Origin of the sequence: Campylobacter concisus (genome assembly GCF_001891085.1) — a bacterium.
Taxonomy (GTDB): Bacteria; Campylobacterota; Campylobacteria; order Campylobacterales; family Campylobacteraceae; genus Campylobacter_A; species Campylobacter_A concisus_O.
In genome coordinates this window covers 44,589-62,366 of sequence record NZ_JXUP01000007.1, presented here as the reverse complement: position 1 = coordinate 62,366, position 17,778 = coordinate 44,589, and the positions used below count along the sequence as shown (strand labels likewise).

Sequence of the window (17,778 nt, the reverse complement as noted above, 5' to 3'; positions counted from 1 at the left end):
CCATAAGCCCTAAATCTAAGCTACAGTGTAAAAGATCACTTAATTTAAAAGCAGGGACTTATGGAAATTTTATAAAATCAAGAGAGAAAAACGAAACAAGACAAGTAAATTCTCTCTGATTTTATGGAAGTATCATACAAATTTAAAAGAGAAAAAGCGTGTTGGTTTTGCTCCACTGAGTGCCTGTAAATTTAAGGGGAATGATATTTTGCTTGGCTTTAGAGATGGAGAAATTTTAGATTTTAAAAGTGGAATTAAAAAGCAAGTTTTAAAATCTAAAATTTCAGCTCTTGCGTGTATGGAGGATGAAATTTTTATAGGTGATGGGGATGGAGTAGTCTATAAATTTGACAAAGATTTTAAGTTAAAAGGACAAAAGGCTCTTTTTAGCAATGAGATAAAAAGAATTTTTATAGATAAAGGTGTCCTAAATGGCGTAAATTTAGACAATGAGATAAAGAGTTTAGAGATAAATTCATTTTAAAAAGGAGAGTAAATGCAAAAGTTATTTTGTGTCGCAAGTGCTGCGTTGCTTGGGCTATCTTTAACTACTGCTTGTGCTGCTAGTAGTGACCTTGAAAAAGTCATGAAAGAGCGTGGGCTAAGCGAAAAAGATGTCCTTGCAGCTGCTAAAACTTATCAGCCTAGCGGTAAAAAAGATGATTTCATCGTCTTTTCATCTGGCGGGCAAAGCGGTCAAGTGCTAGTTTATGGCGTTCCGTCGATGAGAATTTATAAATACATCGGCGTTTTCACACCAGAGCCTTGGCAAGGATATGGCTATGACGATGAGTCAAAAGCTGTTTTGAAACAAGGCAACATCAGAGGCAAAGAGATAACATGGGGCGATACACACCACCCAAATTTCAGTGAGAAAAATGGTGAGTATGTTGGTGATTATCTATTTATTAACGATAAAGCTAACCCAAGAATCGCAGTTATAAATTTGCATGACTTTGAGACAACTCAAATCGTTGTAAACCCTATCATGAAGAGTGAGCACGGCGGTAGCTTCATCACTCCAAATAGCGAGTATGTTATCGAAGCTAGCCAATATGCAGCTCCACTTGATAACAACTATCACTCAATAGACGACTATGAAGCAGTCTATAGAGGTGCTGTAACATTTTGGAAATTTGACTATCCAAAAGGTAAGATCGACGAGAAAGAGTCGTTCTCTCTTGAGCTTCCACCATACTGGCAAGATCTAAGCGATGCTGGTAAAGGTGAGAGCTACGGCTGGGGCTTTACAAACTCAATAAATACTGAGATGTATACTGGTGGTATCGAAAAAGGTCTTCCTCCATTTGAAGCAGGTGCAAGTAGAAATGACACTGACTTCTTACACGTTTATAACTGGAAAATTTTAGAAAAACTTGTTCAAGACAAGAAAAACTATAAAGTTATAAATGGCCACAAGGTAGTTACAATAGATGCTGCTGTAAAAGCAGGTGCGCTATTTTTGATCCCAGAGTCAAAGAGTCCACATGGTTGTGACGTAAGCCCAGATGGTAGATACATTATTATTGGCGGTAAGCTTGATACTCACGCATCAGTTTATGACTTTAGAAAGATCAAAGAGCTAATTGATAAAAAAGAGTATGCTGGCACTGACCCATACGGAATTCCTATCTTAGATAGAGAAAAGTCAATGCACGGACAAGTCGAACTTGGCCTTGGACCACTGCATACATCATTTGACTCACAAGATGGCGTACTTTATACTTCACTTTACGTTGATAGTCAAATCGTAAAATGGGACTATAAAAATTTAAAAGTGCTTGACAAGATAAATGTTCACTACAATATCGGCCACCTTGATACAATGGAAGGCAAATCAGCAAAACCAGTTGGCAAATATGCAATCGCTCTTGATAAACTTTCAATCGATCGCTTTAGCCCAGTTGGCCCACTTCATCCACAAAATCACCAGCTAATAGACATCACTGGTGCAAAAATGGATCTAATCTATGATATGCCAATCCCACTTGGCGAGCCACACGATGTTGTTTCAATAGCTGCTAGCAAACTAGCTCCAGCGCTTACTTACAATATGGGTACAAACTCAAGAACAGGTGAGGCTAGCCCATATGCAACTCTAGCTGGTCAAGAAAGAGTTGAGAGAAATGGCAAGAATGTAACTGTCTATGCAACAATGATCAGAAGCCACATCAACCCAGAGCACATCGAAGTAAATAAAGGCGATAACGTAACAATTCACCTAACAAACCTAGAGCGCGCTCAAGATGAGACTCATGGCTTTGGCATCGACCTTTACAACATTCACGCTTCACTAGAGCCTGGCAAAACTGCTTCAGTAAATTTCGTAGCTGATATGGAAGGTGTCTTCCCATACTACTGCACCGAGTTTTGTTCAGCGCTTCACCTAGAGATGATGGGTTATTTACTTGTTAAAGATCCAAGTAAAAAATATGAATCTGCAAAAAATAACAAGCTAAAAACTTTAAGTCCAGAGGCTCTAAAAGCTGAGTACGACAAAGTAATCGCAACCAATAAAGCCACTGATGATGTTATCCAAGAGGTTGTTAAATACCTAAAAGAGAAACATTATGAGAAATATCCAAAAGTAAAAGCTTTGGTTGATGACGCACTTGATCAATACGGCCACATCAAAGAGGTAAAAGCTAAAGCTGACGAAGCTTACAAAAAAGGCGACGTAAACGGCGCTATCCTTTGGGAGTACCAAGTATGGCAATACATGGTAAAAACAGCTGACGTTGGCTTAAGAGCTAAAAATAACCTAGCTAAAGAGATCGCAACTCCGATGAGTCCAGCTGCTGCAAAAGGTGAAGAGGCTTATCTAAAAGGCGGTTGTAATGGTTGCCACGTTATCGGTCAAGTAAGCTCAGGTCCAGACCTAACAGGCGTCTTACTAAGACATGAAAATGGCGAAAAATGGGTGGCAGAATTTATCAAAGATCCTGCTAAATTCTATAGTGACGACTACATTAAATCAATGATTGATTACTTTAACCTTAGAATGCCAAATCAGCATATGAGTGATGAAGAGATCAAAAATATCATCGAATACCTAAAATGGGTAGATGAAAACGCTGGTATGTAGTTTTTAAAGGGGTATTTTGCCCCTTTTTAAATTTTAAAATTTTAATTTTTAGCAGATGAAATTTTAAAATTTAAAGGAGAGATCATGAGTAAATATAAAATTTATACCATTGTTGCACTTGTCTTAATGACTGTTTGTTTTACTTTGCCTGTTCTTGGTTGGCACGGAGCAAAAGAGCGTATAGCTGATGGAGATGAACTACCATCTTATACTTACGGTATCTATAATCTTTATAGCTCATTTCAGTATAAAAATCACCTTTTATCAAAAGATGTAGCAAGCGATCTTCATAAGATGATCGAACAAAAAGCAGAGATAGGTACACCATCTTTTCCTATCTGGTACGTCTCTCTTGAAGCTCCAAATTATCCAAAATCAGCCTTTCCTGATGGAATTCCTGTATATTTTCATGTAGATGGATATAGTGGTGACGTGCATGAGATGAATACGATAAATCACTACATCGGTATGTATCCTATGGAGCATGGCGGAAATTTAGAGCGAGCGATAGCACCTTATTATTTGCTTATTTCAACGCTTTGTATGCTTGCATTTTTGTATTACAACGGCAAATTTAACTCACTTCTTATGGTTCCAACGATTATCGCCCCTGTGCTATTTATGAGCGCATTTGCAGGATGGCTTTATTGGTATGGACACAATATGCAAGAATGGGGCGCATTTAAGATTAAACCATTTATGCCAACAGTTCTAGGTGATGGTAGCGTTGCACAATTTACAACACACTCTTATCCAAGTATCGGATTTTGGGTGATGATTGCTATGAGCGTATTTTGCATACTTGCAGTATTTTCAAAGAAAAAAGAGCTAAATGCGTAAAATTTTTATTTTTGCCCTTGCTTTCTTGCCTATTTTTAGCTCTGCAAATATCCTTCAAGATGCAATAAACAACGCTAGCCCTGGCGATGTTATAAAGCTAGGGGACGGCATCTATGAAGGAAGCATAACTATAAATAAGCCGCTTAGTATCGTTGGCGAGGGCAAAAACGCTCACATAAAAGGAAATGGTAAAGGCACAGTTGTAAAGATTATTGCCTCAAATGTTACGCTTAGAAATTTAAAGATAAGTGGTAGCGGAAATGACCTTGGTGAGCTAGATGCTGGCATTGGCTGTGATAAAGCAAATAATGTCTTGGTTACGCAAAATGACTTGAGTGATGTGCTTTTTGGGATTGATTTTAAAGAGTGCAGTAGCTCAAAGATCACTGAAAATAACATCACTTCTAAAAAAGGGGCCAGTCTTGGTTTTAGAGGTGATGCGGTTAGACTCTGGTATAGTCATGAAAATTTAATCGAGGGTAATTATATTTATGATAGCCGTGATATGGTTGCATGGTATGCAAGTCACAATAAATTTTTAAAAAATAAAGCGATCCGCGGTAGATACTCGCTTCACTTTATGTATGCAAATCAAAATTTAGTCGAAAACAATGATTTTATCGGCAATGCAGTCGGAATGTTTTTTATGTACTCAGCTGGCTCAAATATAAAAAATAATCTTGTTATGGATAGTGACGGCGCTTTTGGTATCGGTATCGGTCTAAAAGATGTTTCAAATTTTACTATCGAAAATAATACACTTATCTATAATGCGAGAGGAATTTTGCTTGATAACTCGCCGTTTCAGCCAGGCTCAACGATAAATTTCTTAGGCAATAAAATTTTACACAACGTAGTTGGCGTATATTTTCACGCTACTCAGGGGACAAGCATATTTGAAAATAATGATTTTATAGGCAATATGGATATCGTTGCGAACGACACTCCAGGCGATAAAATGGCATTAAATCGGTGGAGTAAAAATTATTATGATGAGTATGAGAGCTTTGATAGAGATAAAGATGGCTATGGCGATACGCCGTTTATGCACCTATCGTATGCCGATCAGCTTTGGCAGTATTATCCGAATTTGCAGTTTTTCTATGGATCAAGTGTCTTTAGTATCTTAAATTTTTTAGCCAAACTCGCGCCATTTTCTGAGCCAGTAAAGCTACTTGAAGATAGCACGCCAAGGATAAAACCACTTGATGCTTCAAATTTTAACGCGTTAAGGGCAAAACGTGGATAGAAGAAAATTTATAATCTTAGGCTCAGTCGCAGCTGCCGCAGGATATGGCATAGGTAAAATTTTGCCAAAAAGTAGCGGCGATAAACTCTATCTTAGACCACCAGGCGCGGTTGATGACTTTGATGATCTTTGTGTCAAATGTGGTCAGTGTGTGCAGGTATGCCCTTATCACAGTATAAGTTTGCTTGATATAAAAGATGGATATTCAAATGGTACAGCATACATAGATCCTAAAAAGAGAGGTTGCTATTTATGTGATCTTTTCCCATGTGTGCTCGCCTGTCCAAGTGGTGCGTTAGATCATGCTACAAAAGTTGTTGATGATGTGAAAATGGGTGTTGCTGTCTTGAGTAATGCAAATGCCTGTATGTGCCTAAAAAGAGAAAAACTAAGCGAAGATAGTGTTGAAGATTTGCTTGTTCGCAAAGTTTATAACGATAGGGAAGAGACAGAAAAAGATAAGATAAAAGGCAAAATCGGTCAAATTTGTGACCTTTGCGCCAGCATTTGCCCAGTTGGCGATAGTGCAATAGTAATGAGTGAATCAAATTTGCCACTCATAAAGCATGGCTGCGTTGGGTGTGGGGTGTGTGCTGAGGTTTGCCCTGTAAAAATTATAAATATTGCCCCAAAAATGAGTTATGATGAAATTTATAAGGAGAAAGAATGAGATTAATAACGTCTTTAGTGGCTGCTGCTTTGCTATTTGTCGGCTGTGAAAAGAGCGATGACAAAGCGCAAAAAGCAGCTAGCGAGCAACCAATAAATGTAGCCACGAGCGCTAGCATAAAGGTTGAAAAAAAAGAAAATAATCAAAGTACAAATAAACAAAATGACTTCATAAAATACGATATGCACGGCGAAAAGAGCGTAAAATTTGGACTTGAAGATAATAACGTAAGCCGTCAAATCGGTGCTTTAGCGATGGTAAGAACCCCTCTTCAAACTATAAATTTAAGACTTATAAAGGGCAGACTTAGCAAAAATTTCATTACAAAATGCTCAGCTTGTCACGATGATTATGCAAATGGCATCATCGGGCCATCACTCTTAACAAAAAGTGAAAATGAAATTTATACAATGATAAATGCTTATAAAAATAAAGAGAAAGTCAATGTTTTAATGCGAGACCTTGTTAAAAAAATGGATGATATTGAAATCAGAAATTTAGCTAAAGAAATCAGTGATTTTAATACACAATTTAGGAGCAAATAATGAAAGTAGGAAAGATTATAACCATTATTTTAGCAGTAGCAATTTGCGGTATCATGGTATTTATGTTAAGCCAGACTCCGCCTAAAAAGGAAAAAGTAGCAACTAATGCTCAGCCAAAAGTAGAGCAAAATTTTACAAAAGAGCAGCCAAAGTCTAGTGAAGAATTTGCTAGCGAAGATGAGCTAAAAAAGGTAAAAGAGCTAAGTCTAAGTGTGGCTAAAGTGCACAATGAAGGCGTTAGCAAGCAGTATCTAACAACTTGTGCTCCGTGTCATGGTGCAAATGCAAAAGGTATCGTTGCTCCTGATATAACGCATCTAAGTAAGGATGAATTGCTTAAAAAGCTAGCTGATTATAAAGCTGGCAAGGTGCAAAACTCGCTTATGAAGGGGCTACTTACAAATGTTAGTGATAGCGAGCTTGAAAGTCTTGCAGATGAAATTTCTAAATTTAAAAAGTAAAAATGGACAAATATAACACTCGTGCGACGATTAGAAATGTAAGCTTTCTAAGCACGTTAATCACAACTACAAAAGATGGCAAAAGGCGTCCTAGTATACGTTTTTGGCGCATTTTTACCATCGTTTTAGTTCATCTTTTATTTGTGCTTTCATATAGAGTTGATATACAAATTTTAGAAGGCGACATCAGTGCGTCAAGGATATTTGGTTTTCACTTGGCAGATGCTTTTATGAGCCTGCAAGTATTTCTAGCGACGCATGAAATCCATGTAAATTTAATAATTGGCTCACTTAGTATCTTGGCCTTTTATATCATTTTTGGCGGCAGAGGCTTTTGCTCTTGGATCTGTCCTTATTCGTTAATAAGTGAAATAGCTGAGAAGATCCATGAAAATTTACGCGCCAAAAAGATAGTAAAACCACGAGTTTTTGACACAAAGTGGCGATATGTTTTTACCATTTTATTTTTAACCCTTAGCTTTGCTAGTGCAAGCCTTACATTTGAAATTTTTAATGTTGTTGGGATTTTTTCAAGATTTATTATCTATGGCTATTTTCATGCTATTTGGTTTGTTGTGGCTATGCTTATGGTTGAAATTTTCTTCTCACGTAGAGCTTGGTGTAGATATGTCTGTCCTATTGGAGCTACTTACTCGGTGCTAGCTAAACCAAATGCCATAAAAGTTAGCTGGGATAAAGAAAAATGTGATCACTGCTTAGTTTGCACTGATGTTTGTCTAGTGCCTCACGTACTTTTTATGACAAAAAAGGGAGCAAAGCTTGACGAGAGCAAAAATATCTTTAGGATAGCTGGCGCTGATTGTACGCTTTGTGGTAGGTGTATTGATGTGTGTCATCAAGATGCGCTGAAATTTGACAACGGCTTTAAAAAACTCATATAAGGAAAATTTTTGATAGATATAAAAGAAGTAACTAAAATTTTTGGCTCGCAAAGGATACTTGATAATGTTAGCCTAAACGTAAAATCTGGTGAAAAAATAGCAATACTTGGACAAAATGGAGCTGGCAAAAGCTCGCTCATGCGTATCATTTTAGGCGAGTTTATCCCAAATAGCGGAAGTATCGCGATAAATGGTGTAAATACTCTAAAAGATAGAAAAGGGGCTTTGAAATTTATCTCATTTGTGCCACAAACCCCACCACCACTTAAATTTAACCTACGCGAGCTTTGTGAGTTTGTTTGTAAAAGCTCAAATGTAAAATTTGAAGATATTGAGAAATTTAGCAAGCTTTTAGAGCTTGATCTGCATGCAAATTTAAATAAGCCATTTTATAAGCTCTCTGGCGGCATGAAACAAAAGATGTTAATAGCAATCGCATTTGCTAAGGATAGTGAAATTTTGATGTTTGATGAGCCAACGGCAAATCTTGACGTGAAAGCAAGGCTTTCTTTTAAAAATTTACTTGATAACTTCACGCAAAACAAAACACTTGTTTTTATTTCACACCGTATCGATGAGATAGCAAATTTATTAGATAGATGCGTCTATATGGATCTTGGCAAGATCATCAAAGAAGAAAATTTAAGGAGCAAGAGTGAATAATCTTTTTTTAATAGCAAAGCTTGATGTAAAAGAGTCTTTTCGCTCAAGATGGTTTGTGATATATGCTGCGCTTTTTTCTGCTTTGATGATAGGATTTTTATTTAGTGGAGTGACTGACTCACGTGTACTCGGCTTTTCTGGGCTTACTAGAGCACTGCTTTTGTTTATTCAAATTTGCGTCATCATTGTGCCTATTTTTATTCTCATTTCAACTGTAAGAAGCATAAATCAAGATAGAGATACAAATTTGCTTGAGTACATCCTTAGTTTCCCGCTAAGTCTTAGAGAGTATTACTTTGGTAAGGCACTGGGCCGTACATTTGTTGTTTTTGTGCCACTTTTGTTTGCTCTTTTGCTTTGCGTGGTGGTTGGTTTTATAAAAGGTGTTGCGATACCTTGGAGTGTATTAACACTTTATTTTGGACTACTTTTTAGCTTAAGTATCATTTTTTTATCGCTTGGATTTTTTATCTCAAGCGTGATTAAAAATCAAGAGACAGGCCAAGGCGTAGCGTTTTTACTTTGGCTTATAATGCTAGCATTTATTGATCTAGCATTAATTGGACTTCTTATGCGAAGTTCAGTCGATGAGTATGTCATTTACGCTATTGCCATACTAAATCCGATAGAGCTTTTCAGGATAGCAGCGCTTAGTCTTTTTGATCCAAATTTGGCAGTTATCGGTACTGCATCTTATTTTATTTTAAGCACCTTTCCAAAAGCGACATTTGTAGCTTACGCGATTATTTATCCGCTCGTACTAGGCATTATTTTGCTAGTTTGTGGCTATTTCGCCTTTAGTAAAAAAGATTTGGTTTGAGATTGTTTTTTGTTAAAGAAAAGTTGGTTTTAAATTTAGACGAAACTTGTATTATTCCACTTGTCCAACAAGAAACCTCCTTTTTGTAATAGCTCCCTTTCCCCCAAAGGGAGCTAACTTCTTCCAAGGAAATTTATGAAAAAATCCATTTTGTTTTTAGCATTTACACTTCTATCTTTGAATGCAAACTGGGATATAAATGTGCAAGAGTGCATTAATAAAAGTAACGCTAAAGCTTGCGAGAGTTTTACAAAAAAGCTTTCAAGTGAATGTGAAAATAAAGATAAAATTTCTTGCTTTATCTATGCAGATATGCTAGGGCGTGGTCTTGGCATAGAAAAAGATACGCAAAAATCTTTTGAGATATTTAAATCACTCTGTGATGACGGCAGCAGTGAAGCTTGCTATGAGCTAGCGACAAAGTATCTTCAAGGAAATCACACTGAGTAAAGCTTTGATCTTTCTGCAAACGCTCTTGATAAAGCTTGTAAGATGGGCAGTAAACGAGCTTGCAATGTATTAGAGCTTGTGCCTAAAAATTAGCCTAATTTTATGCTTGTACTAATTAAAAGAAATTTCTTAAATATAGTTTCTTTAAAGTTAAATTTACTTTAGTATTACTTGGAATTTCTTTTTTATTAACTAAAAATTTTATTAAAATTTATGCTTAAATAATACTATTTCATCGTCCTAAATGGACCCTCCTTTTTGTAACTGATAAGTCTTTGCTTCCCCCTTTTCTGGCTTTTCGTATACACAAAGAGGAGTTATTTATTCTTTTGAAAATCAAATCTATTTATTTTTTTTCAATTTACATTCTATAAAAATTTCTATTTTTCATAATTATAATTGATAATAGTTTTAAATATTATCAAAGTAAATTTTGTGTAAGATTGCGAGCCATTATCAAAACCTACCATCAAAAGGCTTTAAAACAAAGTGAAATTTCTAAATCAAAAATTTTTTTATAAATTGCACACTTATTTATCTCTTTTATTTTTTCATTCCACTTGCAGTAGTTTGTTTTAGCGGTGCTATTTTGGTTTATAAAAATGAGATAAACAGCCTTCTTGCCCCAAATGTCGTAAATGTAAATTTAAACAAAGAAAATTTAAGCAAAAGGATCAGCTTTGATGAGCAAAGAGAGATCATCGCAAGCGAGCTTGACGGCTACGAGATGGTCGGCATCAATATCGATCAAATCCTAAAAAGTGTGACAAAATTTGGCTAATCGAGCATAACGACAGCAAAAAAGAGTGGAAATTTATCTATTTTGATGCTTTTAGTGGCAAGATAAAGAGCGAGCCACTCGCACACGACGAGGGATTTTTTGGAGTTTTAACCGAGCTTCATGAGTCGCTATTTCTAGGAAAGAGCGGTCATGTTATCCTTACTTTAACCGCTATTTTTACGTTTTTTATCTGCATAAGTGGTTTCGTGATTTATAGAAAATTTTGGCTGACACTACTTAGGCTTCGTGTAAATAGGCTAAATGTTTTTATGAGCGACATTCATAAAATGATAGGAATTTTTTCTACGCCTATTTTACTACTCATTTGCATAAGTGGTGTTTGGTGGGAATTTCAAATGGCGCGCATGCCAGAGTTTAAAAATGACTTCGTTATAGATGCAAAAATTTATAATAAAAACCTATCTCTTGACGAGCTGGTAGCCCGCTCAAAAAATGATCTTGCTGGCTTTGAGCCACACTTCATCTCATTGCCTTTTATGCAAGGAGCAAATATACGCCTTTTTGGCTATGTAAAAGATCAAAATTTCTTGCATAACGAATATTCAAGCATATTAACTTACGATAAAGATAACGGCGAATTAGTAAGCATTTTGGACATAAAAAATGCAAATCTAAGTGAAGAAATTCTCTCAGCATTTAGAAAATCGCACTTTGGAAACTACAACCAAACTACAAAATTTATCTGGTTTATAGTGGGCATCTCGCCGTTAGTTTTGAGCATCTCAGGGCTTTATTTGTGGATTAAAAGAAATTTTAAAAGGAGAAAAAATGAAAAAATTTTTAATTAGTTTGGTTGCATTAAATTTGATGCAACCTCAAATTTTTGCTAGTCAAAGCGATAAAATTTTAGAAGCAGTCGATGTCGTGGAGAGCGAGCGAAGAGATGATGCAAACTACTTTGCAAAAGAGCTTGTAAAGAGCACAACTAGGCTAAATTTAACCTCTCGTCAAACGCCTCAGTCGCTAACCGTGCTAACAGAAGCAAGACTAAAAGATCAAGGCATCAAGGACTATCAAGTACTTCTTAGAAATGTCCCAGGCGTTACGCTAAACAAATGGGACGAGCGCGTATATCCGACGGCTCGTGGCTTTAAGATAGATTATTACTTGCTTGATTCGATGCCTAGCTTTGGCGGTTTTAGCCTTGGTGCAAACGATATGAGCTTGCTGCCTTATGAAAGAGTTGAAGTGGTAAAAGGGGCAAATGGCCTACTTGCAGGCGCTGGCAACCCAGCTGCAAGCTTAAATTTCATAAGAAAAAGGGCAGACTCAAAGGAGCTAAAAGGAAATTTTGGCGTAAGTGCTGGCTCATACGATAGATATGGCGTAAATGGCGATGTGCAAACGCCTGTAAATGAGAGCGGAAGCGTCAGAGCGAGGCTTTCATTTATGCATGAGAAGTCGCACTCTTATATGGATTATTACAACCGAAAAAATAGCGCGATTTACGGCGTCGTAGATAGCGACATAGGCGATAACTCATGGCTTAGCCTTGGTGCGTTTTATCAAGAGCTAAGACGCCACGGGGGTAGATGGGGCGGTATGCCAGCATTTTACACAGATGGCTCTAGGACAAATTTTAGTAAAAATGAAATTTTCTCTCAGCCTTGGACTAGATGGGATATAAAAACGCTTGATTTCTACGCTGATTTTAAGCACTACTTTGAAAATGAAGCGAGCTTAAATTTAAGCTACTCATTTAGGCGCGCAAATACTGATTCAAATTTACTTTATTACGGCGGAAGAGGTAGCCTAGGAGAAGTAAATTTAGACGGTACTGGCAATATAAACGGTCTTAGCGCTTATGCAAACAAAAGAGAGGAGAACATCCACAACGTAGATGCATACGCAAATATCCCTTACGAGCTAGCAAATTTATCCCATGAGTTTGTCTTTGGCGCTATGTATAACAACTATAAAAAAAGTAGCGATAAGGTAAGTAGCTACTGGCAACAAAAGACCACACCAGCTGGGAGTGCTTATACAGCTAGAAGTAGGATAGACTTTAAAAATTTACACCTTGATGATCCAAAACTCCCTTACGTAGATCAAAACAATAAAGACAAAACGATACAAAAGGCATTTTACGCGGCAAATAAACTATCAATCACCGATGAGCTTAAATTTTTGCTAGGTGCCAGGGTGAGCTACTACAAATACGAGATCGAGGGTGGTAAAGGCAATAGAAATTTCACAAATGAGATCACACCATATCTTGGCGTCACTTACGACATCGGAGCAAACCACACTCTATATGCTAGCTACACGAGCATATTTCAACCTCAAACCGTAAAAGATGCAAATGACAAATATCTTGATCCGATCCAAGGCAAGGACTATGAAGTGGGCATCAAAGGCGAGTATCTTGACGGGGCGCTTCAAGCAAGTCTTGGTGTCTTTAAGATCGTGCAAGACAAGCTTGGCATAAACACTGGCAAGAAAAATCTAGCGACAAATGCTGACATATATGAAGCTGGCAAGGGCGTGACAAGCAAGGGCGTCGAGCTAGATATAAACGGCGAGATCACTAAAAACTTAAGCCTAAGCTTTGGTGCAACGCACTTTAACGCAAAAGATGCCAAAGGTGAAAAATATGTCACCGACTCATCAAGAAGCACGGCAAATTTATTTGCAAAGTATGAATTTAGGGACTTTAGAGTAGGAGCTGGGGCTATGTATAAGAGTAAAATTTACAAAGACGCAGATAAAATCACACAAAAAGGCTACACTTTGGCTAATTTAATGCTTGGTTATAAATTTGCTAAAAACTTTGATGTACAGCTAAATATCGACAATCTCTTTAACAAAAAATACTACGAGGGTATCGGCAAAAATATGATGGTTTATGGCGATCCACGCACATTTAATCTCAGCTTTAACTACAATTTTTAATCTAATTAAATCACCAGCTAAATAAGCTGGTGATAAATTTCAACTCCTAAAGTGTATAATTAGAAAAATATATTTTAGGATGAGTGTCATGTTTAAAGTAGAGGTTATTTATAAATTCTGTCTTGTTTTAGTTCTTATTTTAGGGCTTTGTATGCTCGCATTTTCTGGTGTAAATTTTGCACTTGGTGAATATAATGAGTATCTATTAAATACCCATAAAATCGCAGGTTCTTTAATATTGCTTGCTGCAACACTTCATGTTATAAATCGCAGAAAAAAACTAGTAAAGCTAATGAATGAAACAATGGATGTGCTAACACGAAGTAAAAATCCAAGTATTTGCAACATGGACCGAATTATCGCCTCGCTCGAGCCATATAGCATAACTGAAATTTCGCAAATGTTAGGCTTTGACGAGGCTATTTTTTGCGAAACTTTACGTAAAAATGGAGTTAAATTTAATGACGCTAGCCAAACTCTACGCCAGATCGCACGAATGAATGATGAAAAGATATTTTTCGTGCTAGTTCTTATCATTGAGGCGAAATTTGGCAAGAGATTTTGCGGCGAACTAAAGTACAAACGCGGTGGAAAACTTAAAGATAAAAAAATGGTCGCGTAGAGCTAGCTTAGCCTTTGCTAGCTTGTGCCATGCAGATGAAGCTATCTTTACTCCAACGCCTAAATGCGCAGTCATAGCAGCTCCGCTCGCCTCCACAAGCCATCTCCTCTTCGTCGCTATCTAGCTTAAATTTAGCGCAGTTTTGGGTTATTTCTCGTGCTTTTTCGTAGTTAAATTTACCATATTTAAACTCATTTTTCTCATTGAAATTTTGCATCATCAAAATTCCCGAAGCTCTTTTATATTTAAATTTCTAAACTTGCCATTTTTGTCTTTTCGCACAAGTAAAGTTGCCTTGTGATCCCAAAATATAGGCTTTAAAGTACCATCTAAATTTATCATCTCATCTTTTGCGAGCTCTTTAAAATTCTCGTCCAAAACCGCCTCGATAAATGGAAGCTCTGTAAGCTTAGCAACGCTTAGCTTTGGCTCATTTAGATTAAATTTACCCCTTATCTTGCCATCATCGCCGCTAAGCCCTATACCCGCAAGCGCGCAGGAGCTCATACAAAAGACGCGCTGGGGGCTTGGCAGCGAGCTAAGCGAAACAGAGGAGGCGCGGCTAGCGGAGTATTTTAGCAGCGGCAAATACAAACCAAGGCAAGAATTTATGCACTGGGCGTTCGTAACTGTCGATAAGGCAAATAGAATCTAAATTTAAGCGTTCTATGCAAATTTGTCCCTGAAATGGAGCAAAATTTAATGTTAGTTATATGGCAAAGTAAAAGATAATTGGCAAGTTTTATAGAGTGGTTTTTTGCTTAGTGCCAATGTTTTAAGCAATAAAAATAAAGGTCAGTAGACTTTAAGTTATAGATAGTTTTATGGCGGGTAGAGAGGGATTTGAAAAATTAACTTTTAATACGCAATAGACATCATTTTAAAAATATTAGTCAGCTAAAAGGTCAGCAAAAAAGATATTTCTTATACTTTTTCGGCTCTATTAATCCAGCCTCTTTCATATCTAGCCAAAGTCGGATTAGTCGAAATAATAGCCCTATAATATGCTATTTCTGCTCGGTCGTAGTCTTTATCAAAACTAGCTTCATTATACGCATTTATCGCGGCTAGAGTATTAGCGCCTAAAATGCCATCCATTGTAACGCCTACAACCTTTTGGGCTGCTTTAATAGCGTTTTTGCATCCAGCATTTACGCCAAATATAAACATTTCCGCCTGCTTTTGATAGCTGTTTATTTCATCAAGCCTCATAGCGTCCCAGTAGTTAGCCTTATAAAATTTACCTACAAGCTCAACTAAGGCGTCATCATTATATAGGGCAACGCTAGCCTTTTCAAGATCACCGTATGCGTTGATTGCCGCCCTAACTTGCCCCCAGCCTTGCCAGTTTGGGTGAGCAGCTTCATAAATACCCATAAAAGTTAAGCCTTTTTCGTTTGGGTTTTTGTGTAGGGCGTTTTTAGGGCTGTTAAATTCTAAGCTCATTAATGTATAAAATGCATTAGTAAAATTTTTCATTTTTTTATCCTTTAAAAATTTAAATCTTTAGGCGGTTTAGGTGGGAAGTCATCATAACCTCCAAAACTACTGATCTTTTTGTCTATCGCTTTGTCGATCATTGTACTAACCCACGCTGTGCCACGCCATGCAAAAAAGCCACCGACTGCGAGGCTAAAGTTTGCTTTTTCAGTAAAGAAAAATGTCGCCTCGTAAGCTACCCAGCATATAAAGGTTGAGCTAATAGTGCCAACGAAAAAATTTATGATAGCCTTGCCGTCGCTTGCTGCCTTGGCGTTACCCCCTGCAATGCTTAGCACCCCGCCTACAAAGCCAACTATTATCACCCAAAAGTAAAAGCCTAGCCTATCCATTAAGTCATCCATTGCCCAGCCTCTTTTTTTAAAATTTATATGTAAAAACATACATTATTAGGACGGATAATATTATTTCTACTACAACCATCTTATTTAGCCAAAATTTCTTAGTCCTTTTTATGATCGCTTCCATTTACACATCCTTTTAAAAGTTCTTCGCACGTGAGAAAGTAGCCCATTAGCTCCTTAGCACTTTGCAAATCACTAGGGCTATATTTTGGCTTTGTTGGCATTTTTTCAATGCACGCCACCGGCACATATACATCTTGATATTGAGTTTTTACAATTATTTCAGGCTTTGAGCTACACCCAGCGACAAAAAACGCCACTATTAGACTACTTATTGCTAGCTTCATTTAATAGCCTTTCGTAAAAATTTAATTTTTCCTCGCAGGTGGCGTCCTTGACTGGTACTGCCACACGCTCAACTTTTGTTACAACGCGCTCTTTTATCTTAGCTTCGTCTTGTTTTGGCACACTTAGCGCTTTTAGGCTTGTGTTTGCTAGCTCGATCTTGGCGTTACATGTTTCCAAATTAGAAACAACTACGGCATTACTTGCCTCTTTTAGTGCCAGTTTCGTTGTTAGCTCGTCGATCTTATCGGCTGCGTTGTTGTTTAGCCAGTAGAGCACACCAACTACAAAACTCAAAAATAAGATAGCCCCTATATAAAATTTATCGCTCATTTCGCACCCTTTTAAATGGATTTACACACCAAACACTTTTAAGCACTTTCTTATCATCTGCTTCAAGATATGTGTTTTTATTCTCTTCATTCATTCCACATATATCCATAAGCTTCCAACCAAGATATATGCGGCAATACCATTTTGATTTACCGTAACGTATTTCGCGGTAGTAGCCAAAACGCTCACGTCCATCTTTAAGCCTACAAGTCACTAGGCACTGGGTGCTTTTTGCTCCTTTGTTTTCTGTAGCTAGAGTATTACCGACGCTTTTAACACTGCTTGCATCTATGTCTTCAACCCTGACGCCTAGATACTTCGCGCTAAAGTTTCCTATCCTATTACGATAGAGCCAACAAAGTCTAGCCCAATAAGTTTTATTTTTGCCATTTGGGAAATGCTCGTTTTCCCAGCCATCATCGCCATTTATCCCATAGTCGTTCTCATCAAACCACGCCGCCCATTTAGGCAAATTCTCACTTTTCTCATCGCAAGCTAGCAGAGCGATAGGCACTACGATAAAATGTAGTATTTCGATAGGTAACTCAATAGCTACATTTTTAAGAATTTGTAGTTTTTGCTTTTGGTTTAGCTTCATCTTTTCCCTCGCTTTGATATTTTGGGCACTTTGGGCACTCGCTCCAAGTGCAAGCGCCGTCTTTATCTAGCTTTGATGCGCAAATTTCGCACCTTTTAATTTTTGCTCTCATTTTTTCTCCTATATAGGTAAGTTCATTTTCCATATTATGTATCCTAAGCATATTAGGACACCTACAATTAGTGATATTCCACAAGCTATTACATAACTCATTTTAAACCCTCTCTTTGCACTATTAGCTCTTTTAACTCCGTCCTTAAGCTCTCCAATACGGCAGTGTTGCCGATAATAAGAGCATGCTTTATATCATCCTCACATTCTTTTATATCCGCTTCAAGCTGTGCTAAAGCCTTGGCTTTTTCATCTACCTTTGGCTCTTTGTTTAGGCCTTTTTCTTGGCCTAGTTCGGTTATTATTATGGCGTTGTTATCATTGTCATAGTAGGTTTCGCCTCGCTCGTCTTTGATTTGCTCCCACTTGCCATTAGTAAAAACATTTGTGTAGCCAGTTTTTGGCTCATTTGGTGCGATCTGCGTTGCGTTTGGTGGCATTAGGTAGATCGTTTCGCCCTTATTACTTTCTAGTGGATCTATTTGTGCTTCTGCCTCGTATAGATATTCATTATTTTTGGTGTCATAGATATAAATTTTCATAAGT

At 37.3% G+C, this 17,778-nt stretch carries 24 protein-coding genes; 15 read left to right on the top strand and 9 right to left on the bottom strand.

From position 1 onward, the window contains the following. Nucleotides 1-208: 208 nt before the first annotated feature. From TH67_RS07700 to TH67_RS07635, 15 genes are all read left to right on the top strand, one after another. Nucleotides 209-484 carry a hypothetical protein gene (locus tag TH67_RS07700; RefSeq protein ID WP_180371743.1) on the top strand — a complete coding sequence of 92 codons (276 nt, stop codon included), beginning with the start codon at nucleotides 209-211 and terminating at the stop codon, nucleotides 482-484. 12 nt (nucleotides 485-496) lie between these two features. Continuing rightward, a complete protein-coding gene (gene nosZ / locus TH67_RS07695) occupies nucleotides 497-3,085 on the top strand; it encodes a Sec-dependent nitrous-oxide reductase (protein WP_072595073.1) in 2,589 nt (862 codons plus the stop codon). An 84-nt stretch (nucleotides 3,086-3,169) separates the two neighbouring features. Continuing rightward, nucleotides 3,170-3,925, top strand: a complete 756-nt coding sequence (locus TH67_RS07690) for a cytochrome C (RefSeq protein ID WP_072595072.1) — start codon at nucleotides 3,170-3,172, stop codon at nucleotides 3,923-3,925. Next, nucleotides 3,918-5,174: a nitrous oxide reductase family maturation protein NosD gene (locus TH67_RS07685; RefSeq protein ID WP_072595071.1), complete on the top strand. Its 1,257-nt coding sequence runs from the start codon at nucleotides 3,918-3,920 to the stop codon at nucleotides 5,172-5,174. The genes TH67_RS07690 and TH67_RS07685 overlap by 8 nt, the downstream gene beginning before the upstream one ends. Then, a complete protein-coding gene (locus TH67_RS07680; RefSeq protein ID WP_072595070.1) occupies nucleotides 5,167-5,844 on the top strand; it encodes a 4Fe-4S dicluster domain-containing protein in 678 nt (225 codons plus the stop codon). The genes TH67_RS07685 and TH67_RS07680 overlap by 8 nt, the downstream gene beginning before the upstream one ends. Beyond that, on the top strand, nucleotides 5,841-6,389 hold the full coding sequence (locus tag TH67_RS07675) for a c-type cytochrome (RefSeq protein ID WP_072595069.1): 549 nt from the start codon (nucleotides 5,841-5,843) through the stop codon (nucleotides 6,387-6,389). The genes TH67_RS07680 and TH67_RS07675 overlap by 4 nt, the downstream gene beginning before the upstream one ends. After that, nucleotides 6,389-6,850, top strand: coding sequence for a c-type cytochrome (locus TH67_RS07670; protein ID WP_072595068.1), 462 nt, complete (start codon nucleotides 6,389-6,391; stop codon nucleotides 6,848-6,850). Before TH67_RS07675 ends, TH67_RS07670 begins: the two co-directional genes overlap by 1 nt. 2 nt (nucleotides 6,851-6,852) lie before the next feature. After that, nucleotides 6,853-7,752: a NapH/MauN family ferredoxin-type protein gene (locus tag TH67_RS07665; protein ID WP_072595067.1), complete on the top strand. Its 900-nt coding sequence runs from the start codon at nucleotides 6,853-6,855 to the stop codon at nucleotides 7,750-7,752. 9 nt (nucleotides 7,753-7,761) lie between these two features. Further along, nucleotides 7,762-8,415 carry an ABC transporter ATP-binding protein gene (locus TH67_RS07660; RefSeq protein WP_072595066.1) on the top strand — a complete coding sequence of 218 codons (654 nt, stop codon included), beginning with the start codon at nucleotides 7,762-7,764 and terminating at the stop codon, nucleotides 8,413-8,415. Beyond that, the gene (locus TH67_RS07655; RefSeq protein WP_072595065.1) at nucleotides 8,408-9,235 is read left to right on the top strand and encodes an ABC transporter permease; all 828 of its coding nucleotides are present in this window, start codon (nucleotides 8,408-8,410) and stop codon (nucleotides 9,233-9,235) included. Before TH67_RS07660 ends, TH67_RS07655 begins: the two co-directional genes overlap by 8 nt. 135 nt (nucleotides 9,236-9,370) lie before the next feature. After that, entirely contained in the window at nucleotides 9,371-9,685 is a 315-nt protein-coding gene (locus TH67_RS07650; RefSeq protein WP_257638063.1) for a sel1 repeat family protein, read from the top strand. Nucleotides 9,686-10,274: 589 nt separating this feature from the next. Further along, complete coding sequence (locus tag TH67_RS10685; protein ID WP_257638062.1) at nucleotides 10,275-10,466, top strand: hypothetical protein; 192 nt, start codon at nucleotides 10,275-10,277, stop codon at nucleotides 10,464-10,466. Continuing rightward, a complete protein-coding gene (locus tag TH67_RS07645) occupies nucleotides 10,457-11,275 on the top strand; it encodes a PepSY-associated TM helix domain-containing protein (protein WP_307781429.1) in 819 nt (272 codons plus the stop codon). Before TH67_RS10685 ends, TH67_RS07645 begins: the two co-directional genes overlap by 10 nt. Further along, nucleotides 11,256-13,379, top strand: a complete 2,124-nt coding sequence (locus tag TH67_RS07640; RefSeq protein ID WP_072595064.1) for a TonB-dependent siderophore receptor — start codon at nucleotides 11,256-11,258, stop codon at nucleotides 13,377-13,379. Before TH67_RS07645 ends, TH67_RS07640 begins: the two co-directional genes overlap by 20 nt. 88 nt (nucleotides 13,380-13,467) lie before the next feature. Next, nucleotides 13,468-14,001: a chemotaxis protein gene (locus TH67_RS07635; protein WP_072595063.1), complete on the top strand. Its 534-nt coding sequence runs from the start codon at nucleotides 13,468-13,470 to the stop codon at nucleotides 13,999-14,001. Between the two features lie 7 nt (nucleotides 14,002-14,008). Here TH67_RS07635 and TH67_RS07630 read toward each other — a convergent pair whose 3' ends face one another. The 9 genes from TH67_RS07630 to TH67_RS07585 all read right to left on the bottom strand — a co-directional run bounded on the left by TH67_RS07630 (nucleotide 14,009) and on the right by TH67_RS07585 (nucleotide 17,774). Then, complete coding sequence (locus tag TH67_RS07630; protein ID WP_180371742.1) at nucleotides 14,009-14,221, bottom strand: molybdopterin biosynthesis protein MoeB; 213 nt, start codon at nucleotides 14,219-14,221, stop codon at nucleotides 14,009-14,011. Beyond that, nucleotides 14,221-14,508 (bottom strand): hypothetical protein, encoded by a 288-nt coding sequence (locus TH67_RS07625; RefSeq protein WP_072595061.1) that lies wholly within the window; start codon nucleotides 14,506-14,508, stop codon nucleotides 14,221-14,223. Before TH67_RS07625 ends, TH67_RS07630 begins: the two co-directional genes overlap by 1 nt. Before the next feature lie 417 nt (nucleotides 14,509-14,925). Beyond that, a complete protein-coding gene (locus tag TH67_RS07615) occupies nucleotides 14,926-15,480 on the bottom strand; it encodes a glycoside hydrolase family 108 protein (protein ID WP_072595060.1) in 555 nt (184 codons plus the stop codon). A gap of 11 nt (nucleotides 15,481-15,491) precedes the next feature. Then, entirely contained in the window at nucleotides 15,492-15,845 is a 354-nt protein-coding gene (locus TH67_RS07610; protein ID WP_072595075.1) for a hypothetical protein, read from the bottom strand. A 98-nt stretch (nucleotides 15,846-15,943) separates the two neighbouring features. Then, nucleotides 15,944-16,192 (bottom strand): hypothetical protein, encoded by a 249-nt coding sequence (locus tag TH67_RS07605; protein ID WP_072595059.1) that lies wholly within the window; start codon nucleotides 16,190-16,192, stop codon nucleotides 15,944-15,946. Further along, nucleotides 16,173-16,523 (bottom strand): hypothetical protein, encoded by a 351-nt coding sequence (locus TH67_RS07600; RefSeq protein ID WP_072595058.1) that lies wholly within the window; start codon nucleotides 16,521-16,523, stop codon nucleotides 16,173-16,175. The genes TH67_RS07605 and TH67_RS07600 overlap by 20 nt, the downstream gene beginning before the upstream one ends. Next, a complete protein-coding gene (locus tag TH67_RS07595) occupies nucleotides 16,513-17,121 on the bottom strand; it encodes a DUF7338 family protein (RefSeq protein ID WP_072595057.1) in 609 nt (202 codons plus the stop codon). The genes TH67_RS07600 and TH67_RS07595 overlap by 11 nt, the downstream gene beginning before the upstream one ends. Further along, complete coding sequence (locus TH67_RS10365; RefSeq protein WP_180371741.1) at nucleotides 17,084-17,233, bottom strand: hypothetical protein; 150 nt, start codon at nucleotides 17,231-17,233, stop codon at nucleotides 17,084-17,086. Before TH67_RS10365 ends, TH67_RS07595 begins: the two co-directional genes overlap by 38 nt. Nucleotides 17,234-17,330: 97 nt before the next feature. After that, nucleotides 17,331-17,774: a hypothetical protein gene (locus TH67_RS07585; RefSeq protein ID WP_072595055.1), complete on the bottom strand. Its 444-nt coding sequence runs from the start codon at nucleotides 17,772-17,774 to the stop codon at nucleotides 17,331-17,333. Between the last annotated feature and the right edge of the window lie 4 nt (nucleotides 17,775-17,778).

What these genes read in the sequence shown, in the direction of transcription:
- TH67_RS07585 (WP_072595055.1), bottom strand. Translation starts at nt 17,774, where the DNA reads ATGAAAATTTATATCTATGACACCAAAAATAATGAATATCTATACGAG.
- TH67_RS07595 (WP_072595057.1), bottom strand. Translation starts at nt 17,121, where the DNA reads ATGAAGCTAAACCAAAAGCAAAAACTACAAATTCTTAAAAATGTAGCT.
- TH67_RS07610 (WP_072595075.1), bottom strand. Translation starts at nt 15,845, where the DNA reads ATGGATGACTTAATGGATAGGCTAGGCTTTTACTTTTGGGTGATAATA.
- TH67_RS07635 (WP_072595063.1), top strand. Translation starts at nt 13,468, where the DNA reads ATGTTTAAAGTAGAGGTTATTTATAAATTCTGTCTTGTTTTAGTTCTT.
- TH67_RS07690 (WP_072595072.1), top strand. Translation starts at nt 3,170, where the DNA reads ATGAGTAAATATAAAATTTATACCATTGTTGCACTTGTCTTAATGACT.
- TH67_RS07625 (WP_072595061.1), bottom strand. Translation starts at nt 14,508, where the DNA reads ATGAGCTCCTGCGCGCTTGCGGGTATAGGGCTTAGCGGCGATGATGGC.
- TH67_RS07685 (WP_072595071.1), top strand. Translation starts at nt 3,918, where the DNA reads ATGCGTAAAATTTTTATTTTTGCCCTTGCTTTCTTGCCTATTTTTAGC.
- TH67_RS10365 (WP_180371741.1), bottom strand. Translation starts at nt 17,233, where the DNA reads ATGAGAGCAAAAATTAAAAGGTGCGAAATTTGCGCATCAAAGCTAGAT.
- TH67_RS07640 (WP_072595064.1), top strand. Translation starts at nt 11,256, where the DNA reads ATGAAAAAATTTTTAATTAGTTTGGTTGCATTAAATTTGATGCAACCT.
- TH67_RS07670 (WP_072595068.1), top strand. Translation starts at nt 6,389, where the DNA reads ATGAAAGTAGGAAAGATTATAACCATTATTTTAGCAGTAGCAATTTGC.
- TH67_RS07600 (WP_072595058.1), bottom strand. Translation starts at nt 16,523, where the DNA reads ATGAGCGATAAATTTTATATAGGGGCTATCTTATTTTTGAGTTTTGTA.
- TH67_RS07630 (WP_180371742.1), bottom strand. Translation starts at nt 14,221, where the DNA reads ATGATGCAAAATTTCAATGAGAAAAATGAGTTTAAATATGGTAAATTT.
- TH67_RS07650 (WP_257638063.1), top strand. Translation starts at nt 9,371, where the DNA reads ATGAAAAAATCCATTTTGTTTTTAGCATTTACACTTCTATCTTTGAAT.
- TH67_RS07615 (WP_072595060.1), bottom strand. Translation starts at nt 15,480, where the DNA reads ATGAAAAATTTTACTAATGCATTTTATACATTAATGAGCTTAGAATTT.
- TH67_RS07605 (WP_072595059.1), bottom strand. Translation starts at nt 16,192, where the DNA reads ATGAAGCTAGCAATAAGTAGTCTAATAGTGGCGTTTTTTGTCGCTGGG.
- TH67_RS07675 (WP_072595069.1), top strand. Translation starts at nt 5,841, where the DNA reads ATGAGATTAATAACGTCTTTAGTGGCTGCTGCTTTGCTATTTGTCGGC.
- nosZ (WP_072595073.1), top strand. Translation starts at nt 497, where the DNA reads ATGCAAAAGTTATTTTGTGTCGCAAGTGCTGCGTTGCTTGGGCTATCT.
- TH67_RS07665 (WP_072595067.1), top strand. Translation starts at nt 6,853, where the DNA reads ATGGACAAATATAACACTCGTGCGACGATTAGAAATGTAAGCTTTCTA.